The following is a 12,845-nucleotide window of genomic DNA, read 5'->3' on the forward strand; positions in this document are numbered from 1 at the left end:
TCCCATGACCAACCCCTTCGACGACCAGGACGGCACCTTCCTCGTGCTCGTCAACGACGAGAACCAGCACTCGCTCTGGCCGCAGTTCGCGGACGTCCCCGAGGGCTGGACCGTCGCCCACGGCCCCGACACCCACGCCGCCTGCCTGGAGTACGTCGAGCAGGCCTGGACCGACATGCGGCCCAGGAGCCTTGCCGACGCCATGGACGCCCAGCGGTAGCGCGGCGCGTAGTGAACAAGACCGACACCACGGACGAGGCCCGCCCCGCGGCGGGCCTCGCCCCGTCCGCCGACCCCGCCCCGTCCGCCGACCTCGCCGCGGCGCTGCTCACCCCCGACGCCCGGCGGGACCCGTACCCCTTCTACGCCCGCATGCGGCGCGAGAGCCCCGTCCACCGCAGTGCCCAGGGCATCTGGTACCTCACCCGGTACGCCGACGTCGAGGCGGCGCTCGGCGACCTGCGGCTGTCCAACGACCGTGACCGGATGACCCGTGCCTACGGCGCGCTCGGCGGCGACCTGAAGGCCCTCAGCCGACTCACCGACCGGCTCGGCCGGGTGATGACCAACACCGACCCGCCGGACCACGCCCGGCTGCGCAGGCTGGCCAACCGGGCCTTCACCGCCCGGCGTGTCGAAGCCCTGCGCGACGGCATCCAGCGCATCGTCGACCGGCTCGTCGACGAGGCGGTCGCGGCGGGGCCGACGATGGACCTGATCGGGGCGGTCGCCGCCCCGATGCCGCTGTCCGTCACCTGCGAGCTCTTCGGCATCCCGCCCGAGGACCGCCCGCAGGTCGAGACCTGGTTCCGCCGCTTCAGCCGGCTGGGCGAGGACATCGACAAGTCCGAGGAGGCGATCGGGCAGTACGAGGAGTACCTCGCCCGGCTCGTCCGCCGGCGCCGGGCCGAACCGGGCGACGACCTGATCAGCGCCCTGGTCGCCACCCAGGCGCAGGACGACCGGCTCACCGACTCCGAACTGCTGTCCACCTGCTTCGTCCTGATCACCGCGGGCGGCGAGACCACCACCCACCTGATCGGCAACGGCGTGCTCGCCCTGCTGCGCCACCCGGACCAGCTGGCCCGGCTGCGTGCGGACCCGGGGCTGATCCGCGGCGCCGTCGAGGAACTGGCCCGCTACGACACGGTGACCCAGGCGATCGTCCGGGTCGTCGCCGAGGACCTCCGGATCGGCGGGCGGACGCTGCGGGAGGGGGAGTTGGTGTACCTGTTCCTGGCGTCGACCAACCGTGATCCCGAGCGCTTCGAGGACCCCGAACGGCTCGACCTGTCCCGCCCCGGCAACCGGCACCTGAGCTTCGGCCACGGCCCGCACTTCTGCCTCGGCGGCCCGCTGGCCAAGCTCCAGGCGGAGGTGGCCATCGGCACGCTGGTCCGCCGGTTCCCGCAGCTGCGACTGGCCGACGAGGCCGCCGGCGGGGCCGCCCTCGAATGGCGGCCCAACCCGCTGCAACGGCGGCTGAGCGCCCTCCCGCTCACCTACTGACCCATGAACGACGACGAAGGAGTACCGACCATGGCCCGAGAGTTCGAGGTCCGCCGGGAGCAGGACCTGCCCGCCACGCCCGAGCAGGTCTGGCACGCGGTCGCCACCGGCGCCGGCAACCTGGGCTGGCTGTACCCGATGGAGGTCGAGCCGCGCGTCGGCGGGAAGGTCAGCCGGGGTGACTCCACCGTCGTGGCCTGGGAGCCGCCGCACCACTTCGCCGTCCGGGCGACCCAGGACGGCGGGTTCTCCAACACGCTCAGCTACCACATCGAGCCGGCTGGCGGCGGAACGAGCCACCTGCGGATGGGAATCCACTGGGTGCACACGGGCGTCGTCGACGACACCTGGGCCTGGGACACCAAGTCGGACGCGGCCGAGAAGCACGTCGACTTCTACCAGCACGCCCTCGCCGAGTACCTGCGGCACTTCGCCGGCCGCCCCGCCGTCTACGTCAGGGCCCAGCGCCCCGAACCCACCGCCGACTCGGCCGACTTCGCCGCCCTGCGCCGACGCCTCGGCCTCGCCGACGACGCGGCCGTCGGCGACCGGTTCCCACTCCTCGTCCCGGGCCCGGACGGCGGCCCCGTGGAGGTGGTCGTGGACTGGCTCAGCACCGACTTCGTCGGCCTGCGCGGCCCCGACGCGCTGTACCGGTTCTTCAACGGCAGCACCTGGAAGTGGCCGATCTGGCTGGGCCACCACCTGTTCGCCGAGGACGCCGACGAGCACCAGGCCACCAAGGCGTGGACCGCCTGGCTCAACGACGCCCAAGCCTAGGACCCCGATGGAAACCTCAACCCAGACACTGCTCTTCGCCGCCGAACTCGTCGAGGAGAACGGCACCTACACGCTCGTCGTCGAGGACGTGCGCAGGGGCAGCGTCCAGACCACCCCGGTCCCCAAGGCCATGGTCGACAAGCTCCCGACCTTCCTCTCGGCGCTCAGCGCCAAGCTCGCCTCCACGCCGTCGCGCAGCCGCTGGTAGGTCCCCCCGCGGTCCGCGAGGCCGGGTGCCGTCAGCGAACAGTCGCGCTGGACGGCACCCGGCCGGCTCGCGTACGAGGGCCGGATGTCCGTTTCGGATTCCGTGATCTCCGGGAAGGATCGAAGGCCCCGTCAGGGCTGCTGGAAGACGACCTCCGGGTACGCCGCCGACGGACGGTCGAGCAACCGCTGCGGGATGCCCTTCAGATGCAGGTCGAAGAAGGCACCGACGTAGGCCCGGGTGATCTTCTCGGCGCGCAGCGGGGCAAGCGTCGCTTCGGGGTCGGGCAGGCCCGCGCGAGCCCCGATGAGCGGACCGTCGGTGAAGCTCCCGTGGTCGGAGCCGGTCACGGACAGCCAGCGCTTCCAGCCGTCCATGTGCGCCCAGGCATCGTTCCAACTGGTGTCCCAGCCCGAGGGGTTGTGAACGGACTGGGTGCCGAGCATCAGGAAGGGCCGTCCGCCCAGCCCGCCGGCGGGAAACGGATCGAAGAACTTGCCGTCCATGTTGACCCCGGCGCGGATCCGCTGGTCGACGGCCATCGTGCTGGCTGCGGAGTTACCGCCGATGGAGTGCCCGGCCATGCCGATCCGGTCCCGGTCGATCATGTGGGCGTACGGCCAGGCCGGGCGGGGGCCGGTCAGCTGGTCGAGGACGAAGGAGATGTCCTTGGCCCGGCTCGGGGGGACGGCCGCGAACGTGTCGGGGGCCGGGTCCTTGCAGAGGGCGCAGGGCAGGGTGCGCCCGTCCGGGAAGGTGGTGCCGGAGGTCTCGTAGGTGTGGTCGACGGCGGCGACGACGTACCCGCGGCTGGCCAGGTCCTCGGCGAGGCCGGTAAGCGTGGCACGTGGAAGCGTGAACCCGGGCGAGAGGACGACGAGTGGGAACCTGCCCGGCGCCGGGCGCGCGTCGGTACGGGCCCACGGGTGGAGGCCGGTGGCCGCCTCGGGCGGTATGTTGCCGCCCGGCACCTGGAAGTCCAGCAGCAACCGGGCCTCCTCGGTGGTCAGGTACGGCGTCGCCGGCCCGCCCGTCCCGGGGCGGGCCGGGTAGTACATCGACACCATCAACTGCCGTGCCCCCGCGGACGGCACCCACGGGTCCGGGCGGTCCCCGTCGACGAGGTGCAGCGTGCTGCGGCCGACGGGCTGCCACCCCGTCGGCCGGGGCAGATCGAGACTTGCGGTGGACGCCTGCGCGACGGGGGCGGTGGTGGCGACGGGCCCGGGCGCTGCGAACGCCGAACTCGCCCCGGCGATCGGCAACGGCAGGACGAGGGCGAGCACGGCGGCCACGGAGGTACGGCGGAGTCTGGTCATGCGGAGACGGTAGATCGCAGAACGGGGATCCGGCCTCGCCGCGAAGGCTGAGGCGATGTCATCTCCGCGACGTAGCGACACATCGTCTCCGAGGATGACGGGAGCCCGCGATTCTCGGCCGCATGGCGGAGAACGGAGCAGCAAGCATCGTGCAGATGCCGCACCCTCGCGCAGGCCCGGCCCCGCCTCGACATCCCGTCTGACGGCTCGTCGGCAACGTCGCGTGGTGGCGAAGGCCGAACGGACCGGTCCGGGGTTCGCGTGGGATGGCTCGGACGGGGGTGCACCACCCCCGGCCTCGTGCACCACTTCGCGGCCACCTCCCGTCACGCCGGTCGCGCGGAACCGAAGCTCTCCCTCGCCGTCGCCGGCTACGCCCGCAAGCACGTTGTCCAGGTCGTCACCGACGAGTTGATGGTGGACCTCGGCGCCCCCGAGCCGTCCGCGGAAGCCGGTGTCGCATGAGGTGGTGCTCCACCGCTGGACGGTGCCGCGCTGCCTGCTGCCTGACGCGGCATCAGGGCGGAGTGCGCCCGGTGCGCCGGGCGCTCGTGAGTGCTTCCGCGCGCCCTTTCCGTGAGCCGGGCCGTGTACCGACCATGGACATGCTCAAGCGGAACCGCCACAACCGGAACGACTGCCACCGAACGGTGGCGCCGGCATCCGGCCGGCCGTTCGGCGGCCCGGTGCCGCCCCGCACTCCCCGGCGTCCCACCGGACCCCGGTGCACCCGCCCACCGAGAGGACCTCGATGGCCACACCCTCGCGCACGCGCCTGACCCGCCGCCTCGCCGCCTTCGGCACGGCGCTGCTCGCCGCCGAGGCGGCCGTCCCGCTCGCGGCGGCCCCCGCCGCTGCCGCCGTGGCCCCGGTCTGCATGAGCGGCAAGCTCGTCTACGACTACCCGAACGCGGAGGAGGGTCCGGACAAGCCCGTCCGCACCAAGCCCGTGCGCAACGCCAACATCGAGCTGTGGGGGCGCGAGACGATGACCACCCCCGCCCGCCGGCTCAACTCCGACGTGGCGTACACCTCCTCCGACGGAAGCATCAAAGCCTGCTACACCCCCGCCGTCCCCACGACGATGGAGATCATGTGGGTGACCGTCAAGGCGGAGAACAACCGGCTGTGGAAGGTGGTGGACAAGAACGGCGACACGTGGAGCGGGGTCGGGTCCTTCGCGTACGACGTCTCCGCCAGCGTCGACACCGGGACCACCAGGCTCTCGACCGACTGGTCCCGGGCCTTCCACGTCTTCGACACCGTCAACACCCTGTGGCAGGGCCGCGCCAACCCGGGCGGTCCCTGCTGGACCGCGCAGGAGTCGAACCCCGCCACGTGCACCGAACTCACCTACCAGTGGTACCCCGGCTCCACCTTCGGACCGGTGTACACCCTCGACAACACGATCCACCTCCCCGACACCGACCCCGACTCCGAGCACACCGTGCTGCACGAGGGCGGCCACTTCCTGATGCACCGCCTCTACAACGGCACGATGCCGGCCGACAGCGTCTGCGGCGACCACTACATCTGGGCGGCCACCACCCGCGCCTCCTGCGCGTGGGTCGAGGGCTTCGCCGACGCCACCGCCGCCTACCTGCTCGGTGACAACCGCTACGTGTGGTCGAACGGGAGCAGCACCGCCTTCACCTACGGCGGCGGCTGGGACGTCGGCGACCTGGTCTCCGGCAACATCACCGGTGCGCTGCTCGACCTGTGGCGGAAGACCGACGGAGGCTGGGACGCCACCATCAAGGCGCTCGCCGCGAACAGGCCCAACACCTTCGCCGAGTACTTCAGGAACACCCGCCCCGCCGCCGTCCCGCCGCTCGCCACCACCGGCGCCGCGCTCGACCACCCGGCCCGGCACGCCATCGACTACGGACCCGTCGTCGGCGACGGCCGGTACTACAGCCTCACCGACGGCAACGGCCTGGCGCTGGAACGCGACGGCGGCTGCGCCGCGACCAACCGCCCGCGCGGCGCCCTCAACGCCTCCGACGCCTCCCGCCCTTCGCAGCGCTGGCGGCTGGACCCGAACCCCGACGGCACGGTGCGGATCTACGACAACTGTTCCGCCTCGCTCACCCTGACCGCGGACTTCTCGAATCCCCCTCGGGCTGTCCTGCGGCCGTACAACCCGTCGGACCGGTACCAGAAGTGGAGGGTCACCCAGAACACCAGTGGCACCCTGACGATCACCACCGACAACGGCTACTCGGCTCTCGACTGCCCCGGCAGCCAGGCCGGTGACGATGCGCAGATCCGCGGGGCGGACAGCCGGGTCAAGACCCAGAACTGGGCTGCCGTCCCGTAACGCGGGACGTGCCCGGTGAGCAGGAAGGCGGCCCGGCCGACTTCCTGCTCACGCCGCCGCGTCGTTGGCCGCGAGCAGCGGGGCGAGGCGGGCGGCCGCGGCGACGACGGCGGGCCAGCCGGGGGCGTCGAGGTGGGCGGCGTCGGGGGCGGAGGGGAGGAGCGCGTCCTGGACGGCGGTGTAGGCGACGCCGAGGGCGGCCATCAGCTCGACCTCCTCCTCCGTGCGCAGGCTCCGACCGAGCCAGGGGAAGGGCTCGTCGGCGTCGCAGAACTCGTCGAACAGGACGCAGACGGTGTAGTCGAGTTCCTCGAACTTGGCCGGGTCGAGCCGCACTTCACGCGGTAAGGCAGGATCGGCCAGCGCGGAGACCGCCTGGACGACCTGGTGGCGGAAGAGGGGCTGGGCGATGTCGTGGTCGGTCATCTCCGGAGCGTACCGGCCCCCTACACGCAGGGGCGGAGCGGGAAGTCGGAGGGACCGACTTCCCGCTCCGGGGCCGCTCGCCGAACAGCGGCCGGGGCAGTGGGACGGGGCCGTGACGCCGATGGTGAGGAGGGCGTCGAGGTCGAGTTCGGAGCCGGCGAGGGTGAGCTTGGTGACGGAGTCGAGTGCTTCGGCCTGGTTGTCGCCGAGGTCGAGGTGGTAGGTGGTCAGCTCGCTGATGCTCTCGGCGGCCTTGCGGGTGTGGTAGACCAGCGGGCGGAGGTCGGCGGGCATTTCGGTGGTCCGCCGGAGCAGCAGGACGGCGCCCCCGGGAAGGGGGTCAGTTCATCGAGCGGGGCGACGGCCGTGCGGCGGTAGGTGGCCTTGGCCATTGCGGCCTTGATTGGGACTTCTTTGGCAAGCCGATAATCCCAGGTCAAGGCGCTTTCTTGTATCAATTCCATGATCCGGACGGCTTTACTGAAGCACCGAGTCTAGACAGTGTGTACCTGTCGGATTACAGTCGGCTCAGAGCCTGCGGCAGCAGGAAAGGCAAGAGGGGGCGGAAAAGATGAGTGGCGGCTGTAAATGCCGCCTTGCCCTGCCATTCGGCGGGGTTTCTCATTTATGGAAAGTGGCTCATGGGGCTGACGGGAACGCGCAGTTCGGCTCAAAAGACTCCTGTCGGCTGACGCCGCAAGTACTGAACTTGATGCCCTCCTCCAGCCTCGCATTCGGCGCCGCAAAGGCTGCCGGCAGCGGTGCACGCTCGACTCGTCCGCGATACGCCCAGACCGAAGGAGAGAGAGGCCATCATGTCGCTGTCAGCAGCTGACCTCGCAAAGCTCGGAGACGCGCCGATCACGATCCAGTCGACGCACTATCCGAACGTGTACCTGCGCATGGACGGGACCGGAGTGACCGCTTTCGCCGGCGGCGGAGCGGGGAAGGTCAACTGTCAGTACGGCACCGGCCCCTTGACGTCGTTCAGAGTCCGGCCGCAGAGCGACGGTTCGTACGCCTTCGAGTCGGTGGCCTTCCCGAACGTGTTCCTGCGCATGGAGGGCTCCGGGGTCCCCACCACCATGGCTGGAGGAGGAACGGTCAACTGCCAATTCGGCGCCTTCTCCTACGAGATGTACAAGCTTCTCCCCCAGTCTGACGGTTCGTTCTCCTTCGGATCGGCGACAGCCTTCCCGAACATCTACCTGCGCCTGGTGACCGGCAGCGGGGTAACCACCGCCACCGGCCCCGGGGGAACGGTGAACTGCCAGATCAACGCCAATGGCGGCGCGGACGAGAAGTTCTTTCTCGCCCTGGCCTAGTAGTCGGGCCGCCGGGGGGAATCTCGCCCCACGGTTCTCGCGATACCGCACGTGACGGTAGACCGCTGGCGAGGCGCCCGCGGCTTGGCTTGAACCGGTGAGCCAGCCCGGGCGTTTCACCGGTGGCGGTTTCCAGATCGTGGCCGGGAACGCGAAAGCGCCTTCCACGCAGGGAAGACGAGGCTTGTCGAAAGTCTCTGTCAGCCCAGCCGGAAGGCACTTCGCGGGCCGCGATCGCGGCGGTCTGCTCGGCGCTCGCCTCGGCGTCGATGCGCTCGCTACCGGTGTGCGTGATCCGGGCCCGGGCCTCGACGGTGCGCCCGCGGCGGCCGGTGCGGGGCGTCGGGCTAGGTGTGCATCTGCCGGAGCTCGGTTACACGTGGGTCTCGGTCTTCCGCTTGGGGCGTTCGTAGGGCGTCTGGCCGTCGAGAGCGCCGTGTGGGCGGTGGAAGTTGTAGTAGTCCTCCCATTCTCGGAGTTTGTCGTTCAGGGCGCCGGTGTCGTCGATGACGACACCGGCGAGCATGCGGTAGAACTCCTCGGCGTCGATGCGGTGTGGGACGTTCGACCTTGCCGTTGAGGTGCGGGGACGCCGGCTTGATGTACGTGTGGGCGATGCCCTTGTCGAGCACGTGCCAGTGGAAGGCGGACTGGAACTCCGCGCCGTTGTCCGTCTGGACGACCCCGACGCGAAACGGTAGCGCTCCAGGACGTAGTCCAGGAACTGGACGGCGGTCTTCTGGTCGCACCGCGGGTAGATCCGCAGGACGCGCAGCCTGGTGCTGTTGCGGCGAAGGGGGCATGACGGGACTCCGTCGTAGTCGGAGATCCATGTGTCACCAGCCTTCGGAGCCGCCCGTGACGGACTGATTCCCCAGCAACCACCGGGCCCTCCCGAGCTGGCCTGCCGGGTCCTCCTCGGACGGCCTTGGCGACGGGTTGTCGGCAGGGTCTGTGGGCCGTCAGGTGATCGGCTCCAGGTTGGTGGCGGCGCAACGGCGGTCACGGCATCGTCGCCGGCGGCCTGCCGGTGGCGGCCGGACTGGCCCTGGCCGACCGGATGCGCGGCGAACCCCGGCTTGCGTGCTGCTTCTTCGGCGACGGGGCCTTCGCCGAGGGCGAGTTCCACGAGACCGCCAACCTGGCGGCCCTGTGGGACCTTCCCCTGTTGCTGATCTGTGAGAACAACCTCTACGCCATGGGCACCCCGCTGGTCCGCGAGCACGCCCAGATCGACCTGGCGGCACGCGCGGCCTCGTACGGCCTGGTCGCCTGGGCCGTGGACGGGATGGACGTCCTCGCCGTCGAGCACGCCGCCCGGCGCGCGGCGCAGGCCGTCCGCGAGGGCGGTGGCCCGTACTTCCTGGAGCTGCGCACCTACCGCTTCCGGGCGCACTCGATGTACGACCCTGACCTCTACCGCGACAAGGCCGAGATCGAACGCTGGAAGGAGCGTGATCCGGTCGCCCAACTCGTCGACCGGATACGCAGCGAGGACGGGTTCGACGACGCCGGGCTCGACCTCGTCGAGAAGGAGATCGCCGAGGAGCTGGGGCAGGCCGAGGCGGAAGCCCGCAAGGGCGGGCTCGAACCCCCGGAGGACCTGCTGCGCTTCGTCCGCACACCGAGCGGAGCCCCGTCGTGACCGGGGCGAAGGCGGCCCCGGAACCGATCACCTACCGCGAGGCGCTCCGGGAGGCGATGCGCGAGGCGCTGGCGGCCGACGAGCGGGTGTTCCTGATGGGCGAGGAGGTCGGCCGCTACGGGGGCGCCTTCGGGGTCAGCCTCGGCTTGCTCGACGAGTTCGGGCCGGAGCGGATCCGAGACACGCCGCTGTCCGAGTCGGCCTTCGTCGGGGTCGGGATCGGCGCGGCCATCGCGGGCCTGCGGCCGATCGTCGAGGTGATGACCGTCAACTTCAGCCTGCTGGCCCTGGACCAGATCCTGAACAACGCCGCGACCCTGCTGCACATGTCCGGCGGGCAGGTCGCCGTCCCTCTGGTGATCCGGATGACCACGGGGGCCGGCCGCCAACTGGCAGCCCAGCACTCGCACAGCCTCGAAGGCTGGTACGCCCACATCCCCGGCATCCGGGTGCTGGCCCCCGCCACTCTGGCGGACGCCCGGTACATGCTGGCGCCGGCCCTCGCCGACCCCGACCCGGTGGTGATCTTCGAGCACGGCTCGCTCTACAACGCCTCCGGCACGCTACCGCCCGGAGCCGGGCCGGTGGACCTGGACAGCGCGGCGGTGCGCCAGCCCGGCAGCGACGTCAGCCTGATCACGTACGGTGGCTCGCTCGGCAAGGCCCTGAAGGCCGCGGAACGGCTGGCCGGCGACGGCGTCGACGCCGAGGTGGTCGACCTCCGGACGCTCCGCCCGCTGGACGATGCGACCGTGCTCGGCTCGATCCGCCGGACCCACCGGGCGGTGCTGGTCGACGAGGGCTGGCGCACCGGCGGGCTGTCGGCAGAGGTGGCGGCGCGGATCACCGAGCAGGGGTTCTACGAGCTGGACGCGCCGGTGGAACGGGTCTGCGGGGCCGAGGTGCCGGTGCCCTACGCCCGGCAGTTGGAAGAGGCCGCCCTGCCGCAGGTCGACGGCATCGTGGCGGCGGCCCGGCGGGCGGTCGGTTGACATGGCCGAGTTCACCATGCCCGCGCTCGGCGCCGACATGACCGAGGGAACGCTCTTGGAGTGGCTGGTCGGCCCCGGCGACCGGGTGGCCCGCGGCGACATTGTGGCCGTCGTCGACACGGCCAAGGCGGCCATCGAGGGCGAAGACCACGACGGCACCGAGCACGGCCACCGGCAGGTGCTCCAGTAGCGGGCCGAGGAACAGCAGCACCGCGAGGACGCATGCTCCGGCGACGAGCGTGTACACCTGGGTGCGTCCGCCGGAGGACCGGGCGAGTGCGGTGCGGCTGGCGCTGCTGCTCACCGGGAAACCGGAGAACAGGCCGGCGCCGAGGTTCGAGGTTCCCAGAGCGAGCAGTTCCTGGTCGGCGTCGAGGTGTTCCCCGTTGTGGCCGGAGGCGAAGGCGCGCGCGGTGAGGACCATGTCGGTGTAGCCGACCAGCAGCACTCCGGCAGCGGGCAACACCAGTTCGTCCAGCTCACGCAGGTCCGGCCGGGAGAGTTCGGGCAGTCCACCGGGGACCGCTCCGATCGCGTGGATGCCGTGCTGCTCCAGGTTGAACGCGGCCACCGCCGCCGTGCCCAGGACGACGGCCAGCAGGGGGCCCGGCAGCCAGGGGAAGTAGTGCGCCATGGCGAACAGGAAGAGCAGGGCAACGGCGCTGAAGACGGTGACGGCCACGTTCACCTCGGACACGTGCCGGCCGAAGGACCACAGCTGTGGGAAGAAGCGCTCGCCCGCCACCGGGACACCGGTGAGCTTCGTCAGCTGGCCCACCATCATGATCAGGGCGACCCCGGCCAGATACCCGATCAGGACGGGCTTCGAGAGCAGGTCGGCGACGAAGCCGAGCCGCACCGTCCACGCCATCAGGCACAGTCCACCGATCACGACGGCGAGCGTCGCGGCGAGAACGGCGTAGCGCCCGGCGTTTCCGCCCGCGAGCGGGCCGACCACGGCGGCCGTCATCAGCGCGGTCGTCGACTCGGGGCCGACCGACAGCAGCCGGGACGAGCCGAGAAGCGCGTACACCCCGATCGACGGCAGGATCGCCCACAGGCCCGCGACCGGCGGCAGGCCCGCGACGCCGGCGTACGCCATCACCTGCGGCACCAGGTACGCCGCGACCGTCACACCGGCCACCACGTCGCCGCGCAGCCGACCGCGCCGGTAGCCTCTGAGTGCGGCCAGTCCCGGCACCGCGGGTACGAAGCGATGCCGGGACTGGCCGGGGCGGTCGCTGTGACGCGCCATGGTTCTCCTTCCGCCGCGCAGCCTCAGCATGCCGTTGAAGGGCGCGCGGCCGCGTGACGGACGACCGGCGTGTCCGCCGCCGTTGGTCCTGGCTCTCGCCTGCCGGGCCCAGGCACGGTTGCGCCACGAGAGCGGGCTGACCGCCGTCCCGGCGCCTCCTGTTCGAGGACGGGGTGGCTTCCATACGGCGGCCGGCGTGGCCCGGGCTCGGTTCATCAGCCACCGACCGCTGCCCCGTGGCCCGGGAACTGGCACCCGACGGCGCACCTGTTCCTCGCGGCGTGTGGGGTCTGCGATTCGGTGCGCACTGGTTTCTGGGGGAACACCGGAATCCGTGCTGGATGCGCACTCGTTGTGTTGCTGAGGGTGAGCAATCCGGTCGGGTGGGGCATGGCGGGTGGTCACGGTCGGTAGGGGCGGTGCGGCGTGGGGCTTGCCTGCATTTCGTACCGTGCAACGGCGTTGTCGCATACCGCGTGGGAGCTCATCACGAGTGCGGTCGCATCGCGTCACCAGCCACGGTCGATGGCATGGCCGATCCGTCGGGGTTCTCCGGGTACACCGCCTGCAGGAGGCCGCGGATGAAGCGATCGGGGTCGTCCAGGCCTGCGGCGGCCAGGGTGGCGGAGCCGCCTGCCAGCAGGTGTGGGATGGCGGCGTGCAAGGCGAGGGTGACGACGGCTGCCCGTTGCGGAGTGACGGGCAGCCCGGCGGCCCGCTGGGCCAGTTCGAGACCCACGAAGTCCGAGGCTGCGATGGGGTCGAGTATGGCTGACAGCCAAGGCTTGCGGGCCGCCTCGGCCTGCAGCTCAAGGTAGGCGAGCAGGCGGGGGCGCCCGGGCCCGGCGACGTTCTCCAACAGCGCCCGAAACATGGCCACCAGGCCCTCGCGGCCAGCAAGTCCCGGTCCAGTGGCGGCAATGTGCGCCGTGGTCTCCCGGTACTGCTCCAGGCAGCGCTCCGCCACCGCACGCAGCAGGGCGTCCCTGGTCGGGAAGTAGTTCTTGGTGGTGCCGGGCGGCACCTGTGCGGCCGCGTCGACGGCGCGGTGCGTCAGGCCGCGTCC

The 12,845-nt window shown here is 71.2% G+C and carries 14 protein-coding genes and 1 pseudogene; 10 read left to right on the forward strand and 5 right to left on the reverse strand.

Features of this window, described 5'->3' with window-relative positions; genetic code table 11:
• The first annotated feature begins 4 nt into the window (after positions 1–4).
• The 4 genes from ACIRRH_RS10565 to ACIRRH_RS10580 are packed head-to-tail and all read left to right on the forward strand — an operon-like array spanning position 5 to position 2,497.
• Positions 5–220, forward strand: a complete 216-nt coding sequence (locus tag ACIRRH_RS10565; RefSeq protein ID WP_403064676.1) for an MbtH family protein — start codon at positions 5–7, stop codon at positions 218–220.
• Positions 221–231: 11 nt separating this feature from the next.
• Positions 232–1,509 (forward strand): cytochrome P450, encoded by a 1,278-nt coding sequence (locus ACIRRH_RS10570; protein WP_403064679.1) that lies wholly within the window; start codon positions 232–234, stop codon positions 1,507–1,509.
• 30 nt (positions 1,510–1,539) lie between these two features.
• The gene (locus ACIRRH_RS10575; RefSeq protein WP_403064682.1) at positions 1,540–2,289 is read left to right on the forward strand and encodes an SRPBCC domain-containing protein; all 750 of its coding nucleotides are present in this window, start codon (positions 1,540–1,542) and stop codon (positions 2,287–2,289) included.
• Between the two features lie 7 nt (positions 2,290–2,296).
• On the forward strand, positions 2,297–2,497 hold the full coding sequence (locus tag ACIRRH_RS10580) for a hypothetical protein (RefSeq protein WP_403064685.1): 201 nt from the start codon (positions 2,297–2,299) through the stop codon (positions 2,495–2,497).
• Between the two features lie 131 nt (positions 2,498–2,628).
• Here ACIRRH_RS10580 and ACIRRH_RS10585 read toward each other — a convergent pair whose 3' ends face one another.
• On the reverse strand, positions 2,629–3,816 hold the full coding sequence (locus ACIRRH_RS10585) for an alpha/beta hydrolase (protein ID WP_403064688.1): 1,188 nt from the start codon (positions 3,814–3,816) through the stop codon (positions 2,629–2,631).
• A gap of 300 nt (positions 3,817–4,116) precedes the next feature.
• Here ACIRRH_RS10585 and ACIRRH_RS10590 point away from each other — a divergent pair, with 300 nt between their 5' ends.
• Together ACIRRH_RS10590 and ACIRRH_RS10595 are read left to right on the forward strand one after the other, a co-directional pair.
• A complete protein-coding gene (locus ACIRRH_RS10590; RefSeq protein ID WP_403064691.1) occupies positions 4,117–4,281 on the forward strand; it encodes a hypothetical protein in 165 nt (54 codons plus the stop codon).
• 286 nt (positions 4,282–4,567) lie between these two features.
• A complete protein-coding gene (locus tag ACIRRH_RS10595) occupies positions 4,568–6,136 on the forward strand; it encodes an RICIN domain-containing protein (RefSeq protein WP_403064693.1) in 1,569 nt (522 codons plus the stop codon).
• Between the two features lie 48 nt (positions 6,137–6,184).
• On the opposite strand, the gene ACIRRH_RS10600 is transcribed toward ACIRRH_RS10595, so the two are convergent.
• Positions 6,185–6,856: a hypothetical protein gene (locus tag ACIRRH_RS10600; RefSeq protein ID WP_403064698.1), complete on the reverse strand. Its 672-nt coding sequence runs from the start codon at positions 6,854–6,856 to the stop codon at positions 6,185–6,187.
• Positions 6,857–7,377: 521 nt separating this feature from the next.
• Here ACIRRH_RS10600 and ACIRRH_RS10605 point away from each other — a divergent pair.
• On the forward strand, positions 7,378–7,887 hold the full coding sequence (locus ACIRRH_RS10605; protein WP_403064701.1) for a hypothetical protein: 510 nt from the start codon (positions 7,378–7,380) through the stop codon (positions 7,885–7,887).
• A 373-nt stretch (positions 7,888–8,260) separates the two neighbouring features.
• On the opposite strand, the gene ACIRRH_RS10610 is transcribed toward ACIRRH_RS10605, so the two are convergent.
• Positions 8,261–8,413: an integrase core domain-containing protein gene (locus ACIRRH_RS10610; RefSeq protein ID WP_403064704.1), complete on the reverse strand. Its 153-nt coding sequence runs from the start codon at positions 8,411–8,413 to the stop codon at positions 8,261–8,263.
• A gap of 504 nt (positions 8,414–8,917) precedes the next feature.
• Between ACIRRH_RS10610 and ACIRRH_RS10615 the strand changes: the two genes are divergently transcribed.
• The 3 genes from ACIRRH_RS10615 to ACIRRH_RS10625 are packed head-to-tail and all read left to right on the forward strand — an operon-like array spanning position 8,918 to position 10,714.
• Entirely contained in the window at positions 8,918–9,532 is a 615-nt protein-coding gene (locus tag ACIRRH_RS10615) for a thiamine pyrophosphate-dependent enzyme (RefSeq protein WP_403064707.1), read from the forward strand.
• Positions 9,529–10,524 carry an alpha-ketoacid dehydrogenase subunit beta gene (locus ACIRRH_RS10620; protein WP_403064710.1) on the forward strand — a complete coding sequence of 332 codons (996 nt, stop codon included), beginning with the start codon at positions 9,529–9,531 and terminating at the stop codon, positions 10,522–10,524. The genes ACIRRH_RS10615 and ACIRRH_RS10620 overlap by 4 nt, the downstream gene beginning before the upstream one ends.
• A 37-nt stretch (positions 10,525–10,561) precedes the next feature.
• Positions 10,562–10,714, forward strand: a complete 153-nt coding sequence (locus tag ACIRRH_RS10625) for a biotin/lipoyl-containing protein (RefSeq protein WP_403064740.1) — start codon at positions 10,562–10,564, stop codon at positions 10,712–10,714.
• Here the strand turns inward: ACIRRH_RS10625 and ACIRRH_RS10630 are convergent.
• A pseudogene (locus ACIRRH_RS10630) lies at positions 10,664–11,779 on the reverse strand (SulP family inorganic anion transporter); the annotation flags it as partial. The gene ACIRRH_RS10625 and the pseudogene ACIRRH_RS10630 overlap by 51 nt on opposite strands.
• A gap of 487 nt (positions 11,780–12,266) precedes the next feature.
• On the reverse strand, positions 12,267–12,845 hold a 579-nt coding region (locus ACIRRH_RS10635), incomplete at its 5' end, for a TetR/AcrR family transcriptional regulator (RefSeq protein ID WP_403064713.1).

Origin of the sequence: Kitasatospora sp. NPDC101235 (assembly GCF_044767505.1) — a bacterium.
Taxonomy (GTDB): domain Bacteria; phylum Actinomycetota; class Actinomycetes; order Streptomycetales; family Streptomycetaceae; genus Kitasatospora.

Coding starts and splice junctions, on each gene's coding strand:
- ACIRRH_RS10565 (WP_403064676.1), top strand. CDS start 5: ATGACCAACCCCTTCGACGACCAGGACGGCACCTTCCTCGTGCTCGTC.
- ACIRRH_RS10575 (WP_403064682.1), top strand. CDS start 1,540: ATGGCCCGAGAGTTCGAGGTCCGCCGGGAGCAGGACCTGCCCGCCACG.
- ACIRRH_RS10580 (WP_403064685.1), top strand. CDS start 2,297: ATGGAAACCTCAACCCAGACACTGCTCTTCGCCGCCGAACTCGTCGAG.
- ACIRRH_RS10585 (WP_403064688.1), bottom strand. CDS start 3,816: ATGACCAGACTCCGCCGTACCTCCGTGGCCGCCGTGCTCGCCCTCGTC.
- ACIRRH_RS10595 (WP_403064693.1), top strand. CDS start 4,568: ATGGCCACACCCTCGCGCACGCGCCTGACCCGCCGCCTCGCCGCCTTC.
- ACIRRH_RS10600 (WP_403064698.1), bottom strand. CDS start 6,856: ATGCCCGCCGACCTCCGCCCGCTGGTCTACCACACCCGCAAGGCCGCC.
- ACIRRH_RS10605 (WP_403064701.1), top strand. CDS start 7,378: ATGTCGCTGTCAGCAGCTGACCTCGCAAAGCTCGGAGACGCGCCGATC.
- ACIRRH_RS10610 (WP_403064704.1), bottom strand. CDS start 8,413: ATGCTCGCCGGTGTCGTCATCGACGACACCGGCGCCCTGAACGACAAA.
- ACIRRH_RS10625 (WP_403064740.1), top strand. CDS start 10,562: ATGACCGAGGGAACGCTCTTGGAGTGGCTGGTCGGCCCCGGCGACCGG.